Here is a 21,053-nt window from a genome sequence, read left to right on the forward strand (position 1 = left end):
GCCCTTTTTTTGTGCCGGGAATTGACACGGTGACCCGCCTCCGCCGGGCCCGCCGCGACCTATAGTATTAGCACTCGGACAACTGTCGCGATGAGCGCGTCGGAGGTTACATCATGACCATGGCTAATACGCTGGCGAAATGCCTGAGCAAGAAGCACAGCCAGTTCGACACCGTTCGGCACCCCTACAGCCTGAGCAGCATGGCCACTGCACACGCTGCGCACATTCCCGGAGACCGCCTGGCCAAGACCGTCCTGCTGGAAGACGACAGCGGCTACGTCGCTGCGGTGATTCCTTCCACCCACCACCTGAAACTGGCGGAGATCCGCGAGCAGACCGGACGCAACCTGTCGCTGGCGCACGAGGATGGCGTGCGCGAAGTGTTCAGGGACTGCGACCATGGCGCGATCCCGCCGGTCGGCATGGCGTACGGCACGCAGACCTGGCTGGACGACAGCCTGCTGACGCACGCCGACGTCTATTTCGAAGCGGGCGACCACCAGGAGCTGGTGCACATGAGCACCGACCAGTTCATGACACTGATGGCCGATGCAAAGCGCGGGCACTTCGCGCACAGGATGATGTAGAGCGAAGCCACCTCGTCGCGGCCGGCGCCTGCCGGCCGTTTTTTTTGCCGTCTGCATGACGGCGGCGGGCATGCTCAAACCCCGCCAGGGCATCAATGCCGTGGCGGGGTCGCGCTGCCGCTAAGGCAACAGGCGTCAAGACAGGCGTCAGTCCAGCAGGTCGAAGCGGTCCAGGTTCATCACCTTGGTCCAGGCCGCGACGAAGTCCCTGACGAATTTCTCCTGCGCATCCTCGCTGGCATAGACCTCGCAAAGCGCGCGCAACTGCGAGTTCGAACCGAACACCAGGTCGACACGCGTGCCAGTCCACTTCTTGCCACCGGTCTTGCGGTCGCGCCCTTCGAACAGCTCGCGCTCGTCCGACAGCGGCTTCCATTCCAGACCCATGTCGAGCAGGTTGCGGAAGTAGTCGTTGGTCAGCGTTTCCGGCCGGTCGGTAAGGACGCCATGCCCATCGGGCCCGGTATGCACGTTCAGCACGCGCAGGCCGCCGATCAGCACCGTCATCTCGGGCACGGTCAGCGTCAGCAGCTGCGCCTTGTCGATCAGCAGGTGCTCCGACGGGATGCTGTACTTCGCCTTGACGAAGTTGCGGAATCCGTCCGCCTTCGGCTCGAGCGCGGCCATCACGTCGACGTCGGTCTGTTCCTGCGACGCATCGGTGCGGCCCGGCGAGAATGGCACCGTGACCTTGTGACCGGCCTTCTGCGCCGCCTGCTCGATGGCCGCGCCGCCGGCCAGCACGATCAGGTCCGCCAGCGAGATCTTCTTGCCGCCAGACTGCGCGCCATTGAACTCGGCCTGGATGCCTTCGAGGACCTTGAGTACCTTGCCCAGTTGTTCAGGCTCGTTCACGGCCCAGTCCTTCTGCGGCGCCAGCCGGATGCGCGCGCCATTGGCGCCGCCCCGCTTGTCCGAACCGCGGAAGCTCGATGCCGACGCCCACGCGGTCTGCACCAGCTGCGACAGCGGCAGGCCTGACGCCAGCACCTTCTGCTTCAGCGCGGCGACATCCTGATCATTGACCAGCGGATGGTCGACCTCCGGCACCGGGTCTTGCCAGAGCAGTTGTTCCTTCGGAACTTCCGGGCCGAGATAGCGCGCGCGCGGACCCATGTCGCGGTGGGTCAGCTTGAACCAGGCGCGGGCGAAGGCCTCGGTGAGCTGCTCGGGATGCTCCAGGAAACGCCGCGAGATCTTCTCGTACACGGGGTCGAAGCGCAGCGACAGGTCCGTGGTCAGCATCGTCGGACGCAGCTTCTTCGACGGATCGAACGCATGCGGGATGGTTTCGCCGCCATTCTTGGCCACCCACTGGTTGGCGCCCGCAGGGCTCTTGGTCGGCTCCCAATCGTGGCCGAACAGGTTTTCCAGATAGCTGTTGCCCCACTGCGTCGGCGTCTTGCTCCAGGTGACCTCCAGCCCGCTGGTGATGGTATCGGCGCCCTTGCCGGTCTGGAAGCTGCTCGACCAGCCCAGGCCCTGCAGTTCGAGATCCGCGCCTTCCGGTTCGGCCCCGACATTGTCCGCCGGCCCGGCACCGTGCGTCTTGCCGAAGGCATGCCCGCCGGCGATCAGCGCGACGGTTTCCTCGTCGTCCATGGCCATGCGCGCGAAGGTCTCGCGGATGTCGTGCGCCGCGGCAAGCGGGTCCGGGTTGCCCTCCGGGCCTTCCGGGTTCACGTAGATCAGGCCCATCTGCACGGCGGCCAGCGGGTTTTCCAGGTGGCGGCCGTTGTCAGTGCGGCTGGCCTCGGCGCCATGCATGTCCTCGTCGGCAACCAGCACGCCGGCGTCGTCGTACTTGCCCGCGGCACCTTTGCCGTAGCGCACGTCGCCGCCGAGCCAGGTCTTTTCATCGCCCCAGTACACGTCGCCGTCAGGCTCCCAGGTGTCTTCGCGGCCACCACCGAAGCCAAAGGTCTTGAAACCCATGGTCTCCAGTGCAACGTTGCCGGTCAGCACCAGCAGGTCGGCCCACGAGATGTTCTGGCCGTACTTCTGCTTGATCGGCCATAGCAGGCGGCGCGCCTTGTCCAGGCTGACGTTGTCCGGCCAGCTGTTGAGCGGCGCGAAACGCTGCTGACCGCGCCCGGCGCCACCCCGGCCATCGCCGATGCGATAGGTGCCGGCGGCGTGCCACGCCATGCGGATGAACAGCGGCCCATAGTGGCCGAAGTCGGCCGGCCACCAGTCCTGCGAGTCGGTCATCAGCGCCGCCAGGTCCTTCTTCACTGCGGCGAGGTCCAGGTCCTTGAACGCTTTACGGTAGTTGAAGTCCGGGCCCAGCGGGTTGGACTTGCCGGAATGCTGGCTGAGCAGGTCGAGCCGCAACTGCTTCGGCCACCACTCGCGATTGGTCGTACCGCCGCCGGCGGTATGCGTGAAGGGACACTTTGCTTCGTTGGACATACGTTCTCTCCTTATGGGGACGTACTGCATACGCCTGCCGCGACGGCTTCAGCGGTCGCTCGATTGCGTGTTATTGCACGATAGCTGTCTGACTTCGAAGATCCCGCTCCGGTGGGTACTGCTCGCCGGATGTTCTGCAACGCAAGCCGGCTAGTTGCCGCCGGTGCGCGGACGCGCGCGGGCGCGCACCGGCGTGACGATCCGGGCGCGCGCAGGGCGAAGCCGCGCTGGTCTGACCTCCGCGGCGGGTGTCCGCAACCAAAATATATGCACAGCTCGGCCCGAGGAGAATGCGATTCTGTCTATCTGGCCGATAGACCGCGCTTATAGCGCCAGGGCGACCTGCATCAGGCGCCAAACAATTCGCTGCACGCTGCCCGCACCGCTGCCGTCACTTGCCCGCGTCCGTGGTCGCGCCGCTCCAGCATGCCGATGTGGCGCATGACCGGCTCGCCGTTGACCAGCAACGGCAGGATGCGCAGCGCCTCGTCGTCGTGCCAGCGCGCGCGCCGCAGCAGCGGCACCACCGTCACGCCCACTTCCTGGCGCACCAGTTCGACCAGCGCCTCGATGGCGTTCAGCTCCAGGAACTCGTTGACCTTGAGGTGCGCGCGGCGCAGCGCGCGCTCGACCAGCACGCCGGTGCGCTGGCTGCGGTCGAAGCGCAGGTAAGGATTCCTGGCAAGCGCCTCGCGCGCATCACGGCCGGGACTGCCGCGGGCCGCGATCGCCACCAGCGGCTCCTGGTACAGCGGCGTCCAGCGCAGCGTGCCGGGGATGCGCGTGGCGCCTTCCACCAGGATCGCCGCGTCGAGCTCGCCGGCCTCGACCTGTGCCGCCAGCTCGATCGACTTGGCGCCGACCAGGCGCACGTCGAGCGCCGGGTAGGTGCGCTTCATGCGGGCCACCGCGTGCGACAGCCCGCCCATCACCGACACCACCGCGCCCACGGCCACGGCGCCGGCCATGGCCTGGTCCGATGCCAGCGGCAGTCGCATCTCGTCGTACAGCGCGAGCAGGCGCCGCGCCTGCGGCAGCAGCGCACGGCCATCGGCATTGAGCACCGCGACGCGGCCGTTGCGGTCGAACAGTTCGCGCCGCAGCTCGCTTTCCAGCGCGCGCATCTGCAGGCTGACAGCCGCCTGGGTCAGCGCCACCTGGCCGGCGGCCGCGGCGAAGGAGCCTTGTTCGGCCACGGCAACGAAGGTACGGAGGAATCGGATAGTGCTCATCGCCGCACGTGCGGAAAGGTTGCGGGGCTGCGCCGTTGCTTAAATTTTTCTTGTGTCATCGGCAAGAAATATTAGCTTTCTTTGTGAGCGGCGGCACGGAATAATTAAGCGAGCTCTTCAATCCAATCCATCCCTGCCCGCCTTTCGCCTGACTCCGGAGACAAGCATGAAATCCTGGCTGCGCCTCGCCGGCATCGCCGCTGCCTGCGCCATGTGCCTGGGCGCCACGCCCGCACTGGCCGACAACTATCCCGGCAAGCCGATACGCCTGATCGTGCCCTTCCCGGCAAGCGGCGCGACCGACCTGCTGGCGCGCGCCATCGCGCAGAAGGTCGGCACCGACATCGGCCAGCAGATCGTGGTGGACAACCGCCCGGGCGCCGGCGGCGCGATCGGTTCCGACATGGCGGCCAAGGCCGCGCCGGACGGCTACACGCTGCTTATCGCGACCACCAGCACGCACTCGATCGGCCCGTACATCAACACCCGCCTGCCGTACAACACCGAGACCGACTTCACCCCCATCGGCCAGGTGGCGATCGCCACCAATGTGCTGGTGGTGCCTAACAGCCTGCCGGTCAAGAATGTGCGCGAGCTGGTCGACTACGCCAAGAAGCACCCCGGCGAGCTCAACTACGCCTCCAGCGGCAATGGCACCGTGGTGCACCTGACCGCCGAGGCGTTCAAGGCACAGGCCGGCGTGTTCATCACCCATATCCCGTACCGCGGCACCGCATTGGCCGTGCCCGACCTGATCTCGGGCAAGGTGCAGGTGCTGTTCGACAGCATCGTCTCGGGCCTGCCGCACGTGAAGGACGGCAAGCTCAAGGCGCTGGCAGTGACCAGCGCGAAGCGCTCGCCGCTGGCACCGGAGATCCCCACGGCCGGCGAATCGGGGCTGCCCGGCTTCGAGTCGGATACGTGGTTCGGCATCTACGGCCCCAAGGGGATGCCGGCGGATATCGTCAATCGCCTGAACGCCGAGTTCAACAAGGCCATCCAGTCGCCGGAGGTCAAGGATCGTCTGGCCAAGCTGGGCGCCGAGCCGGTCGGCGGCACCCCGGCCCAGTTCGCCGCCATGGTGAAGAAAGACAGCGCGCGCTGGGGCAAGCTGATCAAGGATCGCAAGATCACGGCAGAATAACGGCGCAGCGAGCGCCAGTGCGGCCGGCCCCGGCAACGGCCCGGCCGCTTCCTGAAACGACAGACAAAGCCATGCAGAACTTCAACTGGACCAACCCCTACCCCTCCGTGCGCATCCCGCTGTTTGCACGCAACGTGGTGTCCACCTCGCACCCGCTGGCCGCGCAGGCCGGCCTGCGCATGCTGCTCAAGGGCGGCAATGCCGTCGATGCGGCCATCGCCGCGGCGGCCGCGATCACCATCGTCGAGCCGGTATCGTGCGGCCTGGGCAGCGATGCCTTCGCGATCCTGTGGGACGGCAAGGAACTGCACGGCCTGAACTCCTCCGGCGTGGCCCCGGCCGCCTGGAACCCGGAGTACTTCAGGAACAAGTACGGCACCGACGCCAATGGCCTGGCCAACCGCCCGATCCGCGGCTGGGATTCGGTCACCGTGCCCGGCGTGATTGCCGGCTGGGCGGCGATGCATGAGCGCTTCGGCAAGCTGCCGTTCGCCGACCTGATGGAGCCGGCCATCGAGATCGCCGAGCGCGGCTACGCCGTGCCGCCGGTGGTGGCGCACAAGTGGGCCGCCGCGGTGCCCGAGCTGAAGGACCAGCCGGGCTATGCCGAGACCTTCATGCCCAACGGCCGCGCGCCGCTGGTCGGCGAAAAGTTCACCATGAAGGCCGCCGCCGAGACGCTGCGCAAGATCGGCGAGACCCGCGGCCGTGCCTACTATGAAGGCGAGATCGCCGAGAAGATCGCCGCCTTCAGCAAGCAATGCGGCGGCGCGATGACGCTGGACGACCTGCGCAATTACCGCCCCGACTGGGTCAAGCCGATCAGCAAGGCCTACCGCGGCTACGAGCTGCACGAGATCCCGCCCAACGGCCAGGGCATTGCCGCGCTGGTGGCGCTGGGCATCCTCGGCCAGTTCGACATGGCCTCGATCCCGGTGGACTCGGTCGATTCGCAGCACCTGCAGATCGAAGCGATGAAGCTGGCCTTCGCCGACCTGTACCGCTACGTGGCCGACCCGCGCAGCATGGAGGTCACGCCCGAGCAGATGCTGGATGACGCCTACCTCAAGTCGCGCGCCAGACTGATCGACATGCAGCGCGCCACGCATTTCAACTTCGGCATGCCCAAGGTGGGCGGCACCATCTACCTGACCGCCGCCGACGAGAACGGCATGATGGTCTCGTTCATCCAGTCGAACTACATGGGCTTCGGCTCGGGCGTGGTGGTGCCGGGCACCGGCATCAGCCTGCAGAACCGCGGCGTGGGCTTCTCGATGGATCCCAGGTCGGCCAACGTCGTAGCGGGCGGCAGGCGTCCGTTCCACACCATCATCCCGGCCTTCCTGACCAAAAACGGCCACCCGGTGATGAGTTTCGGCGTGATGGGCGGCGACATGCAGCCGCAGGGCCACCTGCAGACGGTGGTGCGCATGCTGGACTACAACCAGCAGCCACAGGCCGCATGCTGCGCGCCGCGCTGGAAGGTCAACCGCGATTTCACGCTGGACGTGGAAGGCACCATGGACCCGGCCACGGTCGCAGGGCTGAAGGCGCGCGGGCACCAGTTGAAGTCGGTGGACGATCCTTATATGGACTTTGGCTCGGGCCAGTTCATCTGGCGCCTGTCGGACGATCCGGAGCAAGGGTACGTGGCCGCCAGCGACAGCCGGCGCGACGGGCAGGCGGTTGGGTTCTGACCCCACCAGCCTGAGCTGTCAACGACATGCAGAACGCCCCAAAAGGGGCGTTTTTGCCATCGCCTCCGCATCGCGCAACTGGCCCGCTCGAGATCGCGGCAACTGTGCATGGCACTGGCGCGATAGCTCCGTACACTGACTTCCCGACAAACCTCCGTCAGCCCGCACCATGACAACCTACGCCTTCCGCCTGCTCAACGTCTTTGCCGAATCCACCTTCGGCGGCAATCCCCTGTGCGTGTTCGAGGACGCGCGCGGGCTGGGCCAGGCCACCATGCAGGCGCTGGCGCTGCAGTTCAACCTGTCGGAGACCACCTTTGTCTTCCCGTCCGACAACGCCAGCGCAAAGGTCCGCATCTTCACCCCCGGCTATGAAATGCGCTTCGCCGGCCATCCCACGCTGGGCACCGCGCACGTGGTCCGCGAACTGGCCGGTACCGGCGATGCGCTGACGCTCGAATTCCTCGCCGGCGTGGTGCCCGTGACGGCGCAGGACGATGTCTGGACCTTCACCGCACCGCATAGCGGCGAGCCGAAGGTCGCGCCGGCCGGCCTCCCAGATGCCGACATGGCCGCCCTGCTCGGCCTGCACGAAAGCGACCTGCTCGTGTCGCCGATGTGGGTAGATACCGGCGCCGACCAACTGCTGGTGGCCGTGCGCAGCACCGATGCCGTGCGGCGCGCCAATCCCGACAGCGCGCGGCTCGACATCTGGCCGCAGAGCAGCCTCGGCCGCAAGACCGCATACGTGTTCGCCTTCGATCCCGAGCAGCCGGGCCGCGTCCTGTCGCGCTATTTCTTCACCAAGCAGGGCGGCGGCGTGGCCGAGGATCCCGGCACGGGCTCGGCTTGCGCCAACCTGGGTGGCTGGCTGCTGGCCACCAGCCGCGCGCTGCCGGCGGAATACATCATCGACCAGGGCGAGGCCGTCGGCCGCCCGTGCCGGCTGCGCCTGTCGGTCGGCTCGGACGGCGCGATCCGCGTGGGTGGCCGCGTGCTCGAGATTGGCCGCGGCACCGTGACACTCTGAGCGCGCTGCGCGGCCCTGCCGGCTGCGCTACATTGTCGGCTTGCCCCCAACCGTCCCGATCCCGCCCCGCTCCGCCATGACCTCGCACGCCATCACCTCCCTGGCCGAACTGGAAGCGCTCTACGCCCAGCCCGCGGCGCCGTCGCTGTCCAAGGAAGTCGACTACCTGCACCCGCATTACCGCGCCTTTATCGAGGCCGCGCCGTTCTGCCTGCTGTCGACCGTCGCCGACGGCTGGGCCGAATGCTCGCCGCGCGGCGACAGGCCCGGTTTCGTGCAGGTGCTGGACGAACGCACGCTGCTGCTGCCCGACCGGCGCGGCAACAACCGCATCGACAGCCTGCGCAATATCGTGGCCGATCCGCGCGTCGGCCTGCTGTTCGTGATCCCCGGCGTCAATGAGACCATCCGCGTCAACGGCACCGCGCAGATCAGCGTCGACCCGGCGCTGATCGCGCGCTGCGTGGTCGACGGCAAGGCGCCGACCACGGTGCTGGTGATCACGGTGCAGTCGGTGTTCTTCCAGTGCGCCCGCGCGCTGATCCGCTCGCGCCTGTGGGCCGCGGATGCGCAGGTCGCGCGGCAGACGCTGCCGAGCAACGGCGAGATCCTGGCCACGCTGAGCGAGAACGCCATCGACGGCGCCGCCTATGACCGCGAGCTGCCCGAGCGGCAGCGCAACACGCTCTACTAGCGCGGCAGCCACTCCGGCGCGTGGGTGCCGAGCGGCTCGGACGGCAGTGTCCAGCGCGCCGGCGTCTCAGACAGCTGCGCCGCGTGGCGTACCACGGTCAGCATGCCGAAGCCGGACGGCACCGCTTCGAGCAGGTCGGCGACATCGTCGATCTTCTGCTCGGGCGCCTTCAGCCCTTCCGGCACCCGCCCCAGCCCGCGCAGCCACTGCCCCACCTGCGCCAGCGACACGCGCACGTGCCAGCTGCCGCCTTCCAGCGCGCGCCGGTGCAGCGCGGCCATCGCGCCGAACGCCAGCAGGTAGCCCGCGGCATGGTCCAGCACCTGTGCCGGCAACGGGCGCGGCGTGTCGCTGCCGGCCGCTTCGGCCTCGGCCTGGTTGAAGCCGGTGGCGGTCTGCACCAGCGAATCGAAGCCGCGCTTGTGCGCCCACGGCCCGACGTGGCCATACGCGCTCAGAGACACATAGACGATGCCCGGACGCGCCCGCGCCGCGGCTTCCGGACCCACGCCCAGCTCGGCCAGGCCGCCGGGCCGGTAGCCCTGCACCATCACGTCGGCGCCGTGCAGCAGCCTGTGCAGCGTGCGCTTGTCGTCGGGGTCGCGCAGGTCGAGCTGGCAGCTGCGCTTGCCGCGTCCGGTGTCGATCACCAGCGGCGCGATCGACGGCAGGTGCGCGGCAGTGACCAGCAGCACGTCCGCCCCATGCGCGGCCAGCGTGCGCCCGGCGACCGGGCCGGCGATGATGCGGGTGAAATCGAGCACGCGCACGCCCGACAGCGGCTGCGCATCGGCGGATGCGGATGGTGCGGATGGTGATAACGGCTGTGGCGGCGCATCGCCGATGCGTTCCAGCGTCACCGGCGGCAGGCCGCGCAGCGCAGCGGCCTGCGGATGGCGGTCCCATTCGTCGAAACTGCGCAGCGCGGCGACCACCAGGCCGGCGTCGGACGCGGCGGTTTCGAAACTCTCGGCCTCCCATTTTTCCAGCGCCGCCTGCACCGCCGCCTTGTCATAGGCGCAGCCCAGCAAGCGCAGCACGCCGTCGCGGTGATGCGGGAAATTGGTGTGCAGCCGGACCCAGCGTCCGTCGCCGCAGCGATAGACGCCGGCGATCTTGTCCCACAGCTCCGGCGCGGGACCGCCGTCGACGCGCAGGTAGCGCTCGCTGCGGAACTCGGTGATCGCGTGGCGCATGTCGACGCCGACGTCCTGCCAGCGGCCGCTGCGGCTTTGCCACAGCGTGGCGGCGGCCAGCGCTGACGCGGCCAGGCTGGCCTGCGCCGCGGTCCCCACGGCAAAGCTTGAAGGCAGCACCGGCTCGGCGCCGTCCAGGCGCAGGTGAGCCAGCGCCTCGGCGGGCAGGCCGGCCTCGCGCCACAGCGCGGCAACGACATCGTGGGGCATGGGCGGCACTTGTGCCGCATCGGTGTGGGCGTTCATGGGCGTTCCTGCTGCGTTCCTGCTGCGATAAAGGACTGCCGGCCGTGGCCGGCCGGCACGGGTCTCCATGCTACTCCGACACGTCACTTTCGGTGCGGCCAACCTTCACTTGCAATGGACCAGCCCAGAAATGAGCCGATGCTCACCGCGTGCGGCGCCGCCGGCACGGTAAAATCCCGGTATTGGCATTCCGCCACGCAATCTGACGACCCGACCGGCCACCGTATCGATCCCTACCATCGATCCATCCGGCCGGCCAACCGGCGCCACCATGAGCCACGACAACAAGCCTACCGACAGCACCCCAGCCGCCTCCAACTTCCTGCGGAGCATCATCGACCAGGACCTCGCCGCCGGCACCTACGCCGGCCGCCAGGACAAGCAAGGCGAGCCGCTGCCGACCGTCATCACCCGCTTCCCGCCGGAGCCCAACGGCTACCTGCATATCGGCCATGCCAAGAGCATCTGCCTGAACTTCGGGCTGGCGCGCGACTACGGCGGCCGCTGCCACCTGCGCTTCGACGACACCAACCCGGTCAAGGAAGACACCGAATACGTCGATTCGATCATTGACGCCGTGCACTGGCTCGGCTTTTCCTGGGACAGCGAAGGCAAGGACGGCCAGAAGCAGCCGCACCTGTACTACGCCAGCGACTACTTCGACCAGCTCTACGCCTTTGCCGAGACGCTGATCGAGCGCGGCGCCGCCTACGTGGACAGCCAGTCGGCCGAGCAGATCGCCGCCAGCCGCGGCAACTTCTCCGAGCCGGGCAAGCCCTCGCCCTACCGCGACCGCACCGTCGAGGAAAACCTGCAGCTGTTCCGCGACATGCGCGCGGACAAGTACGGCGACGGCGAGCACGTGCTGCGCGCGAAGATCGACATGACCGCCCCCAACATCGTGATGCGCGACCCGGTGCTCTACCGCATCCGCCACGCGCATCACCACCGCACGGGCGACAAGTGGTGCATCTATCCGATGTACGACTTCACCCACTGCATCTCGGACGCGCTGGAGAACATCTCGCACTCGCTGTGCACGCTGGAGTTCGAGAACAACCGCCCGCTCTATGACTGGGTGCTGGAGCACCTGCGTGACGCCGGCGTGTTCCGCGACCCGCTGCCGCACCAGTATGAATTCGCGCGCCTGAACCTGACCTACGCCATCACCAGCAAGCGCCGGCTCAAGCAATTGGTGGACGAGAACCGTGTCGATGGCTGGGACGACCCGCGCATGCCCACGCTGGTCGGCGTGCGCCGCCGCGGCTATACGCCGGAATCGATCCAGCTGTTCTGCGACCGCGTCGGCGTGGCCAAGGCCGACAGCTGGATCGACATGAGCACGCTCGAAGGCTCGGTGCGCGACGACCTCGACGGCCGGGCTGCTCGTGGCGTGGCCGTGCTGGACCCGCTCAAGCTGATCATCGACAACTACCCCGAGGGCCAGAGCGAGGAGTGCTCGGCCCCGGTCCATCCGAAGAAGCCGGAACTCGGCAAGCGCGTGTTCCCGCTGTCGCGCGAACTGTGGATCGAGCGCGAGGATTTCAACGAAACGCCGCCCAAGGGCTATTTCCGCCTGTTCCCGGGCAACAAGGTGCGGCTGAAGTACGGCTACGTGATCGAATGCACCGGCGTGGACAAGGACGCTGACGGCAACGTCGTCGCCGTGCATGCCAGCTACCTGCCCGATACCAAGAGCGGCACGCCGGGCGCCGACAGCGTCAAGGTCAAGGGCGTGATCCACTGGGTCAGCGCCGCGCATGGCTACGAGGCCGAGGTGCGCCTGTACGACCGCCTGTTCAACGACCCCAACCCGGACGCCGGCGGCAAGAACTTCCTCGACGCGCTCAACCCCGACTCCAAGAAGGTGATCACCGCCTACCTGGAGCCGGGCCTGCGCGAGGCGCAGCCGGAAGACCGCTTCCAGTTCGAGCGCCACGGCTACTTCGTCGCGGACCGCAATGACTCGCAGCCGGGCAAGCCGGTCTTCAACCGCATCGTCGGGTTGAAGGACAGCTGGGGCAAGTGATGGGCAAGGCAACTCCGGTACAGACCATCACCTTCCCGCTCGAGGGCGAATTCATCGCCCTCAACGACCTGCTCAAGCTGGCTGGCGTATGCGACAGCGGCGGCGCCGGCAAGGCGCTGGTCGCCGCCGGCGAAGTCTCGGTGGACGGCGCGCCCGAATCGCGCAAGACTGCGAAGATTCGCGCCGGGCAGGTGGTAGGCCTGGCGGGCATCGAGATCCGCGTGGTCGCCGCCTGACCACGCTACCGGCCGCGGCGGCCGCACTGGCTGCTGCGGCTGCCGCGGCACTGCAACGGAAAGGACCGAAACCATGCCGATCGCGTTCTGGTGCGTCTTGCTGGCCGGCGTGCTGCCGCTCGCCACGGTAGCCATCGCCAAGTCCAGCGCGCCCGGTTTCGACAACCATGATCCGCGCGGCTGGCTCGACAAGCAGTCCGGGCGCGCGCGGCGCGCCGACCTGGCGCACCGCAACCATTTCGAGGCCTTCCCCTTCTTCGCCGCGGCGGTGCTCACCGCCAGCTTCCTGCAAGCGCCGCAGGCGCGCATCGACGAGTTGTCGATGGTCTTCATCCTCACCCGTATCCTCTACACCGTGTGCTACCTGACCGACCGGGCCACGCTACGCACGCTGTGCTGGACTATCGGGTACCTGTCGGTGGTAGGGATTTTCCTGCTGCCGGTGTTCGTGCACTAGCCATGGCGGCACCCGTTCGCCTGCTGGCCGCCGTTGCGATCGCCATGCTGGGCGGCGCTGGCGCTGGCGCCAGCGCCGCGCCGGTCGAATACACGCTCGACCCGGTCCACACCTCCGTCTATTTCGGCGCCAGCCATTTCGAGCGCGGCTCGGTGCGCGGGCGCTTCGGCAAGATCGACGGCCGCATCGTCTACGACGCCGACAGCGGCGCCGGCGCGGTCGACGTGACCGTCGACCTGGCCTCGGTCGATACCGGCAACCGCACGCTCGACGGCGTGCTGCGTTCGGCACAATTCTTCGATATCGCGCAGTTTCCCCTGGCGCGGCTGCGCGCCGATCGCTTTATCAGCGACGGCGGCCGGCTTGTGGCGGTGGAAGGCGAGCTGAGCCTGCACGGCGTCACCCGTCCGGTCCGGCTGCAGGCCGAGCGCTTCCGCTGCGGCGAGGTCACGCTGTTCGGCGTGGCACGCCAGGTGTGCGGCGGCGATTTCCGCACCGAAGTGCCGCGCAGTGCCTTTGGCATGACCCGCTTCGTGCCCGACGCGGGCGACATCGTGACGCTCCATGTGGCGGTCGAGGCATCGCCGGCGAGCAGTCCCGCGCGCTAGCCCAACGCGTCACCTGCCGGCCAGATTTCTCTTGTAGAATCAGCGCTTTGCCAAATCCCTGCCACGCCGCCGCGTGTGCGGCAACGCGAGACAGAGACCATGTTCGAGATCCATTCCGGCGACATCGTCGCGGCCGCCCTGGCCGCCGCTGGCGCCTGCCTGCTGTGCAGCATTCCGGGCGAATTCCTGCGCCGCTTCCCGCTGTGGGCGGTGCGCACCTATGGCCGCGGTGCCCTGCTGATGCCGTTCCTGGCCATGATGGTCGGCACCTGGCTGTTCCGCCTCGGCGTGGCTGGCCAGCTCGATACCGACGCCGGCCAGGCGCTGGTGGTGGCAGCCGGCTTTCTGACCATGCTGCTGCTGTCGGCGCTGCTGCGCTTCTACCTGAAGGAATACCGCAAGCGCTAAGGGGTCCCCGGCCGGCAATTTGTGCCGGCTGGCCCACCTTGCCCTGCCCACGCGCGTACGGCGGCGCCGCCGAATCGCGTATGATGCGGCCTTTCGCGTTCCGCGCCGCCGCGCCGGACGCAGCCGCATACCCCTCATTTCATGGCGCTCAAGTCCACCATCTTCAAAGCCGAGCTGGCCGTCTCCGACATGGACCGGCCCTACTACGGCAGCCACAGCCTCACCATCGCCCAGCATCCGTCCGAGAATGACGCGCGCATGATGGTGCGCGTGCTCGCCTTCGCCTGCGAAGCCACCGAGACGCTGGCCTTTACCCGCGGCCTGGACGAGCCCGACGAGCCGGACCTGTGGGACAAGCGCCTGACCGGCGACATCGCCCACTGGGTCGAGTTGGGCCAGCCCGACGAAGCGCGCCTGAAGCGCGCCGCCGCCCGCGCCGAGCGCGTAACTGTCTACACCTACAGCGGCGCCAGCGCGCGCGAGTGGTGGAAGGGCATGGCGGGCAAGGCCGGCAAGCTGCGCAACGTCACCGTCTACAATGTCCCGACGGAAGCGGTCGACGCGCTCGCCGCGCTGGCCCAGCGCGCGATGCGCCTGTCGGTCACGATCCAGGACGGCGATATCTGGGTCGCCGACGACGACCGCAACGTGCAACTGCAACTGGACGTGCTGCAGCGCGCCCAGGATTGAACCAGCGGCCACCGCCGCGCTCCCGATTCACCTCGACTGGCGCTGCCAGTTTTCATCGGAAGGAAATCACCATGCAAACCACGCCCTCTGGCCTGCAATACGAAGACACCACCGTCGGCTCCGGCGTCGAAGCCACCGCCGGCAAGCACGTCACCGTGCACTACACCGGCTGGCTGTACGAGAACGGCCAGGCCGGCCGCAAGTTCGATTCGAGCAAGGACCGCAACGACCCGTTCGTGTTCCCGCTGGGCGCCGGCCACGTGATCCGCGGCTGGGACGAAGGCGTGCAGGGCATGAAGGTCGGCGGCGTACGCCGCCTGGTGATCCCGGCCGACCTCGGCTACGGTGCGCGCGGCGCCGGCGGCGTGATCCCGCCGAACGCGACGCTGCTGTTTGAAGTGGAACTGCTGGCGGTCTGATCGCCGCCGCGTCGCTCCCGCGTGCGCGGGAGCGACAATATGGGCGCGCGCTGCGCGCCTCGGTATCGCCCTCAGAAACCGATGGCGGCGTTGCCGACATCGACCCGAACCTTGTCGCGGTCCAGCAGCCGCGCCGCATGGCGCGCATAGTCCTGCGCCCAGGCAGGATCGCCGGAGAAGCGCGATTCTCCGGAAAACTTGGCGACGTTCAGGATCTTGTCGATCACCAGCACCTTGCCGACCGGGCTCGACGCCTGGCAATCCAGCTCGGTGTACTCCCGGTCAAACCAGCGCCACGCCGCATCCTCGCCGACCGCGGCCAGCTCGTCCGCGCCGATCGTGAAGTCATACTCCTTGCCGCTGCCGAACACCACCGTAAGCGTACGCGCCATCGCAGCTTCCTCCTGGTTGGATTGAGGCTCCATTGTAAAGACTGCCCGCCACCGCGGGCCAGCAAAACGCCCCCGGGCTGACGGCGAACAAGCGTGCGCGGTCACCATCGGCCCCGGCATCATGCCGGGTGGCAGGGCTGCCACCCGGCGGCGATCGTTGTCTAACACCCACACCGCTGTGGCCGCCTCAGGTATTTCCGGGAAAAACTGGCACTTATGTCATTTCCCCCACCTGCCCGGGACGCTGCTTTGATTTATGCTTGCAGCATGGCCATTACGCGACAGGACCTCGAATCCGACCGGCTGCGCACCTCGCTGTGCAGTACCCCGCTCGCGTCCTCGCTGTTGCCCGAGCACGTGCTGGAGCAGTCCCTCTGCGACGCGCTGGCATGCAAGCCCGAAGATCCCGTGCTCGGTGGCGATGTCTGGGTGTTCGGCTATGGCTCCCTGATCTGGAACCCGATGGTGGTGCACACCGAGCGCCGGCGCGCGACCGTGCATGGCTACCACCGCGGCTTCTATCTTTACTCCCGCATCAACCGCGGCACCTGGGACAACCCGGGGCTGGTGCTGGGCCTGGATCGCGGTGGCTGCTGCCACGGCATGGTGTTCCGCATCCCCAGCCATGTGGTCGAACAGGAATTCCGCGTGCTGTGGCGCCGCGAGATGCTGACCGGGGCCTACCATCCGCGCTGGCTGCGCATCCGCACCGGCGCCGGTGGACATGGTGATGAAGATCGGGGGCCGGAGCAACGCGCCCTGGCCTTTGTCATGAACCGCGCGCACGAGTCGTACGCGGGCCGGCTGCCGGACACCAGCGTGGTCGAGCGGCTGCGCCACGCCGCCGGGCTGTACGGCCCCGCGCGCGAATACCTGCAGCAAACCCTGCTGGGGCTGGCCACCAACGGCGTCGATGACCCCTATCTGGGCCGGCTGTGGCGCCAGCTCCAGGCGGACGATGCCGCCGATGCCGAAAGCGCCGCCGCCAAGGCGGACACTGCCGGCACGCGTACGGACGACGCTCCGCCCTTGCCAGACCGGCCTCGCGAAACGGTCTGAGCCCAGGAGTTCCCGCCATGACGCCCCCCGCCGCCCGCAGCCGCAGACAGGTTCTCAATGAGATGCTGGGCCTGATGGGCTTGCTGGTCGGGGGCAGCCTGCTGGCGGCACAGGGCGGCCAGCCTTTGGCGGCACGCCCCGGGGCCGGCGCCGCCAGCCAGCCCGGCACCGCGCGGCCGCGCGGCACGGCGCGCGCACCGCTGCGCAGCGACGGCCTGAGCGCGCTCGACCGCAACCTGATTACCGCCGCCAGCATCGGCGACCAGGACATGGTGGCGCGCCTGCTGGCCGCGGGCGCCACCGCGCGTGCAGCCGACGAACGCGGACACAGCGCACTGCTGGCCGCCGTGCAAAGCCGCCACGTCGATGTCGCGCGGATGCTGATGCTGGCCGGCGCGGACGTGAACCACAAGGACGCCGACGCCAACAGCCCCTTCCTGCTGGCCGCCGCCAGTGGCCAGCCCGAGATCGTACGGCTGGCGCTGGCGCATGGCGCGGACCTGGCCAGCACCGACCGCTACGACGGCACCGCGCTGATCGGCGCGAGCCAGCAGGGCCATGTGGAAGTGGTGAAGCTGCTGCTGAAAGCAGGCATTGCCGTCGACCACGTCAATAATCTTGGCTGGACGGCTCTGCTCGAGGCGGTAGTGCTGGGCGATGGCAGCACGCGCTACGAGGAAACGGTGCAGCTGCTGCTGGATGCCGGCGCCGACGCCAACCTGGCCGACCGCGAAGGCGTGACACCGACCCGCCACGCCCGCGAGCGGGGGTACAAGACGATGGTCAAGATGCTGATGCGGGTGCGGGGACATTGAGCCTTGCCCTGGGCGGTCGCCTGCGATGGGATCCCGCCCCGGGCATAGGCCGGCAATCGTGGATCAGGCCGCCGCGGGCTTCTGCTCTCCCGCAGCCCGGGCGTTCTCGCTTTCCTGCAGTTGCCGCCACATCACCTTGCCGGTTCCCGACTTGGGCAGCGCATCCACGAACTCCACCACCCGCGGATACTTGTACGCGGCCATGTTCTCCTTGGCCCAATCGATGATCTGGTCCGGCGTGGTCTTGCCCTTGGCATGGGCGCGCAGCACCACCACCGCCTTGACGGTCTCGCCGCGGTACGGGTCGCGTGTGCCGATGATGCAGGCCTCCTGCACGTCGGGATGCTTGTACAGCAGGTTCTCCACCTCGGCCGGCCATACCTTGAAGCCCGACGCGTTGATCATGCGCTTGAGGCGGTCGGTGATGAAGTAGTAGCCCTCCTCGTCCACGCGCCCCAGGTCGCCGGTGCGGAAGAAGGTCTTGCCCTCGAACTCGATGAAAGACTCGCGCGTGGCGTCTTCCTTGCCCCAGTAGCCCTTGAACACCTGCGGACCGCTGACGATGATCTCGCCGATCTCGTTGGGCGGCAGTTCCTTGAGCGTGACGGGGTCGATCACGCGCGCGTCGGTGTTGAAGGTCGGCACGCCCAGGCACTGCAGCTTGGGCCGGTCCGACGGGTTGCTGTGCGTCGGCGCCATGGTCTCGGACAGGCCGTAGCCTTCCAGGTAGTGCAGCCCGAACTGCTCGCGCAGGCGCTCGGCCACGGCCTGCGGCATGGCCGCGCCGCCGCCGCCGATGTAGCGCAGGCTGGACAGGTCGAACTGGGCCAGGTTGGGGCTGGCCAGGAAGTCGATCACCATGGTCGGGATATTGGTCCAGTGCGTGACCTGGTAGCGCGAGATCAGACGGCCGGCCACTTCGCGGTCCCAGCGCGGCAGCATCACCACGGTGGCGCCGCTGTAGATCGGGCCGTTCATGCCGTACTGCATGCCGGTGACGTGGAACAGCGGCAGCACCGACAGGATCACCGACTCGGCACCCGAGCCCGACCAGGTCGCGCCGCCGACGATGTTGTGCATGACCGAGCGGTGCGTATGGATGCAGCCCTTGGGAAAGCCGGTGGTGCCGGAGGTGTACGGCATCACCGCCATGTCGTCAGGCCCGGCGGTGTGCGGTCCCGGCTGCAGGCCGGCGCCCAGCGCCTCGGCCCATGCGGTCGCGCCGGCAGGCAGCGCGTGCGGCGTGGTCAGCCACGCGGCCGGCGCGTCTTCGGGGTGCTCGTGCGTGGGCGGCAGCGCGTCGGCGTACTGCGTCACCAGCAGGTGCTGCAGGCGCTCGGCCGGCGCCAGTTCCGCCACGGCCTGGTCCACGCCGGCGGCCAGGTCGGCCGTGCAGATCGCCACGCGCGCCTGCGCATCGGTGACGTAGTGCTTGAACTCCTCGGCGCGGTTCATCGGGTTGACCGGCACCACTACGGCGTCGGCGCGCAGGATCGCGTAGTAGCTGACGATGAACTGCGGGCAGTTCTGCATGTACAGCAGCACCCGCTCGCCCTTCTTCACGCCCGCCTTCTGCTGCAGCCAGCCGGCCAGCGCGGTGGCCTGCGCTTCCACTTCGCGGAAGGTGATGGCGTTGCCGAAATAGCGGATCGCCGCCTTGTCGGCGTAGCGCAGGGCCGACACTTCCAGGTTGTACCAGAGCGACGTCTCGGGCAGCACGATGGCGGTCGGCAGGCGCTTTGGCCAGAACTGGAAATGCGGGCGAGCTGGGTTCTGCATGAAACGTCTCCTGTGCGTCGGTCTTCGGACCGGGTCTGTCGGTATGGTCAAGGACTATAACTGAACGATCGTTCTATTTTCAACCGCAGACTTTCCCGGACGCTTGCGGGCGGCTACGCGCAGCCGTTGTATTTGGCGCCTTTGCCCTCACAATGGAGGCATCTCCGCCTCTTTCCAGGATTGTTCATGAGCGACGTCAATCTTCAGAATTTCGAGACCGAAGTGATCGATGTCTCGCACCAGGCACCGGTGCTGGTCGATTTCTGGGCACCGTGGTGCGGCCCCTGCCGCACGCTGGGTCCGATGCTGGAACGGCTGGAGGCGGAGGCCGGAGGCAGCTGGAAACTGGTCAAGGTCAATGTGGACGAGAACCAGGAGCTGGCCGCGCATTTCGGCGTGCGCAGCATTCCCCATGTGGTGGCGATCGCCGACGGCCAGGCCGTGGACCAGTTCATCGGCGTGCTGCCGGAATCGGGGCTGCGCGAGTTCCTGGGCCGGCTGGCGCCGGGCCAGGCCAGGTCGCCGCTGGCGGAAGCGCAGGAGCTGGCCGCCGCCGGCAACCGCGATGGCGCCGAGACGCTGTTCGCCGACGCGATGGCCGCGGATCCGGAATCCGACACCGCGCGGCTGGCCTATATCGGCTTCCTGCTGGACGGCAACGCCGTCGACCGGGCCAGGGCTGAATTCGCGGCGCTGTCGCCGCGCGCCGAGCAGGAAGACGGCTACGGCGCACTGCGCACGCGCATCGAAGCGATGGAGAACGCCGCCGACCTGCCCGACGAGGCCACCCTTGTCGGCCGCATCGACGCCGATCCGCGCGACCTCGCGGCGCGGCTGGACCTGGCGCGGCTGATGATCGCGCGCCAGCAATACGAGCCGGCGCTGGAGCAGCTGCTGGCGATCGTGCGCGCCGACCGCGGCTTCGAGGACGATATCGGCCGCAAGACCATGCTGTCGGTATTCGAGATGCTGGCGGACCGGCCCGAAGTGGTGTCGCATTGGCGCCGCCAGCTGAGCACGTCGCTGAACTGAGCGGGGAGCCGATCGCCATGTCCACGCCCCGCCTGGTCGATTTCAGGACCGAACCCGCCCCGACCCACGACCGCCCGCGGCCTGACCGGCTGGTATCGGGCAACCCCGACCGCACCACCTGGACGCACTACAGCGCCGAACACGGCGATTTCGATTGCGGCATCTGGGCCTGCGAGCCCGGCGCGTGGCGCATCGCCTTCCCGGCTGGCAAGGAAGAGTTCTTCCATGTGATCAGCGGGCGCATCCGCATCAGCGACGAGTCCGGCCAGGCCAGCGAGTTCGGCCCGTGCGATGCCTGCGTGATCCCGGCGGGCTTCACCGGCCTGTTCCAGGTGCTGGAGCCGGTGCGCAAGTATTTCGTGGTGATCGACCGCGACGCGGTGCGGCCTGCCTGAGCCCGGCGGGCACTGGGGGGTTCAAGCCGCCGCGGTCGGCCCTTCCACCAGCGTGAAGCCGTTCTCGCGCATATGCTCGACCATCATCGCGTCCATCGACTTGACGTGATGGTCGAACCAGCCTGACAGCTCGGACACGAGCCGGCGGCCCAGCCCGAATTCGCCGTCGGTATGGACCTTGTCGCGCACGGCGACGGCCACGGCCAGCACCTGCTTGTGCTCGCCCGCGTGGCAATGGCGCGGGCCGAAGCCCATCGCCTCCATCCACTGTTCTTCCTGCGCGAAATGGTGGCGCGTATGGTCGATCCACTCGTCCATCGCGGCCAGGAAGCCGGCATCGTCCGCACTGGCCACCGCGGCCAGCAATTGCACGAACTCGGCGTGGGTGGCATCGGTGACCGGTTCGCCGAGATGGAGGTCTTCGGGCAGGCCGGCGGAGGAGAGCTGGTCTTTGGCGTCCATGGGAGCGGCGGTAATCGAGGGGAAATCGTGTGGG

General features: G+C 68.1%; 22 protein-coding genes. 16 read left to right on the forward strand and 6 right to left on the reverse strand.

Translation table 11 applies throughout. The features are described from left to right. Nucleotides 1-113 precede the first annotated feature (113 nt). Nucleotides 114-587 carry a YbaK/EbsC family protein gene (locus VSR71_RS02335; protein ID WP_342912324.1) on the forward strand — a complete coding sequence of 158 codons (474 nt, stop codon included), beginning with the start codon at nucleotides 114-116 and terminating at the stop codon, nucleotides 585-587. Nucleotides 588-734: 147 nt separating this feature from the next. On the opposite strand, the gene katG is transcribed toward VSR71_RS02335, so the two are convergent. Both katG and VSR71_RS02345 read right to left on the reverse strand, forming a co-directional pair. Next, on the reverse strand, nucleotides 735-2,999 hold the full coding sequence (katG, locus tag VSR71_RS02340) for a catalase/peroxidase HPI (protein WP_342912325.1): 2,265 nt from the start codon (nucleotides 2,997-2,999) through the stop codon (nucleotides 735-737). 347 nt (nucleotides 3,000-3,346) lie between these two features. Beyond that, nucleotides 3,347-4,231: a LysR substrate-binding domain-containing protein gene (locus tag VSR71_RS02345; protein ID WP_342912326.1), complete on the reverse strand. Its 885-nt coding sequence runs from the start codon at nucleotides 4,229-4,231 to the stop codon at nucleotides 3,347-3,349. A gap of 166 nt (nucleotides 4,232-4,397) precedes the next feature. Here VSR71_RS02345 and VSR71_RS02350 point away from each other — a divergent pair, with 166 nt between their 5' ends. From VSR71_RS02350 to VSR71_RS02365, 4 genes are all read left to right on the forward strand, one after another. Then, nucleotides 4,398-5,375, forward strand: coding sequence for a tripartite tricarboxylate transporter substrate binding protein (locus VSR71_RS02350; protein ID WP_342912327.1), 978 nt, complete (start codon nucleotides 4,398-4,400; stop codon nucleotides 5,373-5,375). A 71-nt stretch (nucleotides 5,376-5,446) separates the two neighbouring features. After that, on the forward strand, nucleotides 5,447-7,072 hold the full coding sequence (gene ggt / locus VSR71_RS02355; RefSeq protein ID WP_342912328.1) for a gamma-glutamyltransferase: 1,626 nt from the start codon (nucleotides 5,447-5,449) through the stop codon (nucleotides 7,070-7,072). Nucleotides 7,073-7,241: 169 nt separating this feature from the next. Further along, the gene (locus VSR71_RS02360; protein ID WP_342912329.1) at nucleotides 7,242-8,102 is read left to right on the forward strand and encodes a PhzF family phenazine biosynthesis protein; all 861 of its coding nucleotides are present in this window, start codon (nucleotides 7,242-7,244) and stop codon (nucleotides 8,100-8,102) included. A gap of 76 nt (nucleotides 8,103-8,178) precedes the next feature. Beyond that, nucleotides 8,179-8,796 carry a pyridoxamine 5'-phosphate oxidase family protein gene (locus tag VSR71_RS02365; protein ID WP_342912330.1) on the forward strand — a complete coding sequence of 206 codons (618 nt, stop codon included), beginning with the start codon at nucleotides 8,179-8,181 and terminating at the stop codon, nucleotides 8,794-8,796. Here VSR71_RS02365 and VSR71_RS02370 read toward each other — a convergent pair. Further along, a complete protein-coding gene (locus tag VSR71_RS02370) occupies nucleotides 8,793-10,238 on the reverse strand; it encodes a CoA transferase (protein ID WP_342912331.1) in 1,446 nt (481 codons plus the stop codon). The two genes, VSR71_RS02365 and VSR71_RS02370, sit on opposite strands and share 4 nt — an antisense overlap. A 271-nt stretch (nucleotides 10,239-10,509) precedes the next feature. On the opposite strand from VSR71_RS02370, the gene VSR71_RS02375 reads away from it, so the two are divergent. The 7 genes from VSR71_RS02375 to VSR71_RS02405 all read left to right on the forward strand — a co-directional run bounded on the left by VSR71_RS02375 (nucleotide 10,510) and on the right by VSR71_RS02405 (nucleotide 15,085). Then, nucleotides 10,510-12,267, forward strand: a complete 1,758-nt coding sequence (locus VSR71_RS02375; protein ID WP_342912332.1) for a glutamine--tRNA ligase/YqeY domain fusion protein — start codon at nucleotides 10,510-10,512, stop codon at nucleotides 12,265-12,267. After that, nucleotides 12,267-12,503, forward strand: a complete 237-nt coding sequence (locus VSR71_RS02380) for an RNA-binding S4 domain-containing protein (protein ID WP_029045503.1) — start codon at nucleotides 12,267-12,269, stop codon at nucleotides 12,501-12,503. Before VSR71_RS02375 ends, VSR71_RS02380 begins: the two co-directional genes overlap by 1 nt. Before the next feature lie 73 nt (nucleotides 12,504-12,576). Further along, nucleotides 12,577-12,960, forward strand: coding sequence for an MAPEG family protein (locus VSR71_RS02385; protein WP_342912333.1), 384 nt, complete (start codon nucleotides 12,577-12,579; stop codon nucleotides 12,958-12,960). A gap of 2 nt (nucleotides 12,961-12,962) precedes the next feature. Beyond that, nucleotides 12,963-13,568 carry a YceI family protein gene (locus VSR71_RS02390; RefSeq protein ID WP_428979333.1) on the forward strand — a complete coding sequence of 202 codons (606 nt, stop codon included), beginning with the start codon at nucleotides 12,963-12,965 and terminating at the stop codon, nucleotides 13,566-13,568. A gap of 99 nt (nucleotides 13,569-13,667) precedes the next feature. Next, nucleotides 13,668-13,976 (forward strand): hypothetical protein, encoded by a 309-nt coding sequence (locus tag VSR71_RS02395; RefSeq protein WP_342912334.1) that lies wholly within the window; start codon nucleotides 13,668-13,670, stop codon nucleotides 13,974-13,976. 141 nt (nucleotides 13,977-14,117) lie between these two features. After that, the gene (locus VSR71_RS02400) at nucleotides 14,118-14,666 is read left to right on the forward strand and encodes a YaeQ family protein (RefSeq protein ID WP_063240456.1); all 549 of its coding nucleotides are present in this window, start codon (nucleotides 14,118-14,120) and stop codon (nucleotides 14,664-14,666) included. A gap of 71 nt (nucleotides 14,667-14,737) precedes the next feature. Then, entirely contained in the window at nucleotides 14,738-15,085 is a 348-nt protein-coding gene (locus VSR71_RS02405) for an FKBP-type peptidyl-prolyl cis-trans isomerase (RefSeq protein ID WP_342912335.1), read from the forward strand. Nucleotides 15,086-15,156: 71 nt separating this feature from the next. Here the strand turns inward: VSR71_RS02405 and VSR71_RS02410 are convergent, their stop codons facing one another. Next, nucleotides 15,157-15,477 (reverse strand): hypothetical protein, encoded by a 321-nt coding sequence (locus VSR71_RS02410; protein ID WP_063240457.1) that lies wholly within the window; start codon nucleotides 15,475-15,477, stop codon nucleotides 15,157-15,159. A 267-nt stretch (nucleotides 15,478-15,744) separates the two neighbouring features. On the opposite strand from VSR71_RS02410, the gene VSR71_RS02415 reads away from it, so the two are divergent. Further along, entirely contained in the window at nucleotides 15,745-16,536 is a 792-nt protein-coding gene (locus VSR71_RS02415) for a gamma-glutamylcyclotransferase (protein ID WP_342912336.1), read from the forward strand. 17 nt (nucleotides 16,537-16,553) lie between these two features. Next, nucleotides 16,554-17,351, forward strand: coding sequence for an ankyrin repeat domain-containing protein (locus VSR71_RS02420; RefSeq protein ID WP_342912337.1), 798 nt, complete (start codon nucleotides 16,554-16,556; stop codon nucleotides 17,349-17,351). A gap of 63 nt (nucleotides 17,352-17,414) precedes the next feature. Here the strand turns inward: VSR71_RS02420 and VSR71_RS02425 are convergent, their stop codons facing one another. Beyond that, nucleotides 17,415-19,130 (reverse strand): long-chain fatty acid--CoA ligase, encoded by a 1,716-nt coding sequence (locus VSR71_RS02425; protein WP_342912338.1) that lies wholly within the window; start codon nucleotides 19,128-19,130, stop codon nucleotides 17,415-17,417. Nucleotides 19,131-19,316: 186 nt separating this feature from the next. On the opposite strand from VSR71_RS02425, the gene trxA reads away from it, so the two are divergent. Both trxA and VSR71_RS02435 read left to right on the forward strand, forming a co-directional pair. Beyond that, a complete protein-coding gene (gene trxA, locus VSR71_RS02430; protein WP_342912339.1) occupies nucleotides 19,317-20,162 on the forward strand; it encodes a thioredoxin in 846 nt (281 codons plus the stop codon). Between the two features lie 17 nt (nucleotides 20,163-20,179). After that, nucleotides 20,180-20,557 (forward strand): cupin domain-containing protein, encoded by a 378-nt coding sequence (locus VSR71_RS02435; protein WP_342912340.1) that lies wholly within the window; start codon nucleotides 20,180-20,182, stop codon nucleotides 20,555-20,557. Between the two features lie 21 nt (nucleotides 20,558-20,578). Here the strand turns inward: VSR71_RS02435 and VSR71_RS02440 are convergent, their stop codons facing one another. Next, a complete protein-coding gene (locus VSR71_RS02440) occupies nucleotides 20,579-21,019 on the reverse strand; it encodes a bacteriohemerythrin (protein ID WP_342912341.1) in 441 nt (146 codons plus the stop codon). Between the last annotated feature and the right edge of the window lie 34 nt (nucleotides 21,020-21,053).

Source organism: Cupriavidus oxalaticus (assembly GCF_038900635.1).
In the GTDB taxonomy this organism is placed as follows: Bacteria; Pseudomonadota; Gammaproteobacteria; order Burkholderiales; family Burkholderiaceae; genus Cupriavidus; species Cupriavidus oxalaticus_B.

What these genes read in the sequence shown, in the direction of transcription:
- VSR71_RS02335 (WP_342912324.1), top strand. Translation starts at nt 114, where the DNA reads ATGACCATGGCTAATACGCTGGCGAAATGCCTGAGCAAGAAGCACAGC.
- katG (WP_342912325.1), bottom strand. Translation starts at nt 2,999, where the DNA reads ATGTCCAACGAAGCAAAGTGTCCCTTCACGCATACCGCCGGCGGCGGT.
- VSR71_RS02345 (WP_342912326.1), bottom strand. Translation starts at nt 4,231, where the DNA reads ATGAGCACTATCCGATTCCTCCGTACCTTCGTTGCCGTGGCCGAACAA.
- VSR71_RS02350 (WP_342912327.1), top strand. Translation starts at nt 4,398, where the DNA reads ATGAAATCCTGGCTGCGCCTCGCCGGCATCGCCGCTGCCTGCGCCATG.
- ggt (WP_342912328.1), top strand. Translation starts at nt 5,447, where the DNA reads ATGCAGAACTTCAACTGGACCAACCCCTACCCCTCCGTGCGCATCCCG.
- VSR71_RS02360 (WP_342912329.1), top strand. Translation starts at nt 7,242, where the DNA reads ATGACAACCTACGCCTTCCGCCTGCTCAACGTCTTTGCCGAATCCACC.
- VSR71_RS02365 (WP_342912330.1), top strand. Translation starts at nt 8,179, where the DNA reads ATGACCTCGCACGCCATCACCTCCCTGGCCGAACTGGAAGCGCTCTAC.
- VSR71_RS02370 (WP_342912331.1), bottom strand. Translation starts at nt 10,238, where the DNA reads ATGAACGCCCACACCGATGCGGCACAAGTGCCGCCCATGCCCCACGAT.
- VSR71_RS02375 (WP_342912332.1), top strand. Translation starts at nt 10,510, where the DNA reads ATGAGCCACGACAACAAGCCTACCGACAGCACCCCAGCCGCCTCCAAC.
- VSR71_RS02380 (WP_029045503.1), top strand. Translation starts at nt 12,267, where the DNA reads ATGGGCAAGGCAACTCCGGTACAGACCATCACCTTCCCGCTCGAGGGC.
- VSR71_RS02385 (WP_342912333.1), top strand. Translation starts at nt 12,577, where the DNA reads ATGCCGATCGCGTTCTGGTGCGTCTTGCTGGCCGGCGTGCTGCCGCTC.
- VSR71_RS02390 (WP_428979333.1), top strand. Translation starts at nt 12,963, where the DNA reads ATGGCGGCACCCGTTCGCCTGCTGGCCGCCGTTGCGATCGCCATGCTG.
- VSR71_RS02395 (WP_342912334.1), top strand. Translation starts at nt 13,668, where the DNA reads ATGTTCGAGATCCATTCCGGCGACATCGTCGCGGCCGCCCTGGCCGCC.
- VSR71_RS02400 (WP_063240456.1), top strand. Translation starts at nt 14,118, where the DNA reads ATGGCGCTCAAGTCCACCATCTTCAAAGCCGAGCTGGCCGTCTCCGAC.
- VSR71_RS02405 (WP_342912335.1), top strand. Translation starts at nt 14,738, where the DNA reads ATGCAAACCACGCCCTCTGGCCTGCAATACGAAGACACCACCGTCGGC.
- VSR71_RS02410 (WP_063240457.1), bottom strand. Translation starts at nt 15,477, where the DNA reads ATGGCGCGTACGCTTACGGTGGTGTTCGGCAGCGGCAAGGAGTATGAC.
- VSR71_RS02415 (WP_342912336.1), top strand. Translation starts at nt 15,745, where the DNA reads ATGGCCATTACGCGACAGGACCTCGAATCCGACCGGCTGCGCACCTCG.
- VSR71_RS02420 (WP_342912337.1), top strand. Translation starts at nt 16,554, where the DNA reads ATGACGCCCCCCGCCGCCCGCAGCCGCAGACAGGTTCTCAATGAGATG.
- VSR71_RS02425 (WP_342912338.1), bottom strand. Translation starts at nt 19,130, where the DNA reads ATGCAGAACCCAGCTCGCCCGCATTTCCAGTTCTGGCCAAAGCGCCTG.
- trxA (WP_342912339.1), top strand. Translation starts at nt 19,317, where the DNA reads ATGAGCGACGTCAATCTTCAGAATTTCGAGACCGAAGTGATCGATGTC.
- VSR71_RS02435 (WP_342912340.1), top strand. Translation starts at nt 20,180, where the DNA reads ATGTCCACGCCCCGCCTGGTCGATTTCAGGACCGAACCCGCCCCGACC.
- VSR71_RS02440 (WP_342912341.1), bottom strand. Translation starts at nt 21,019, where the DNA reads ATGGACGCCAAAGACCAGCTCTCCTCCGCCGGCCTGCCCGAAGACCTC.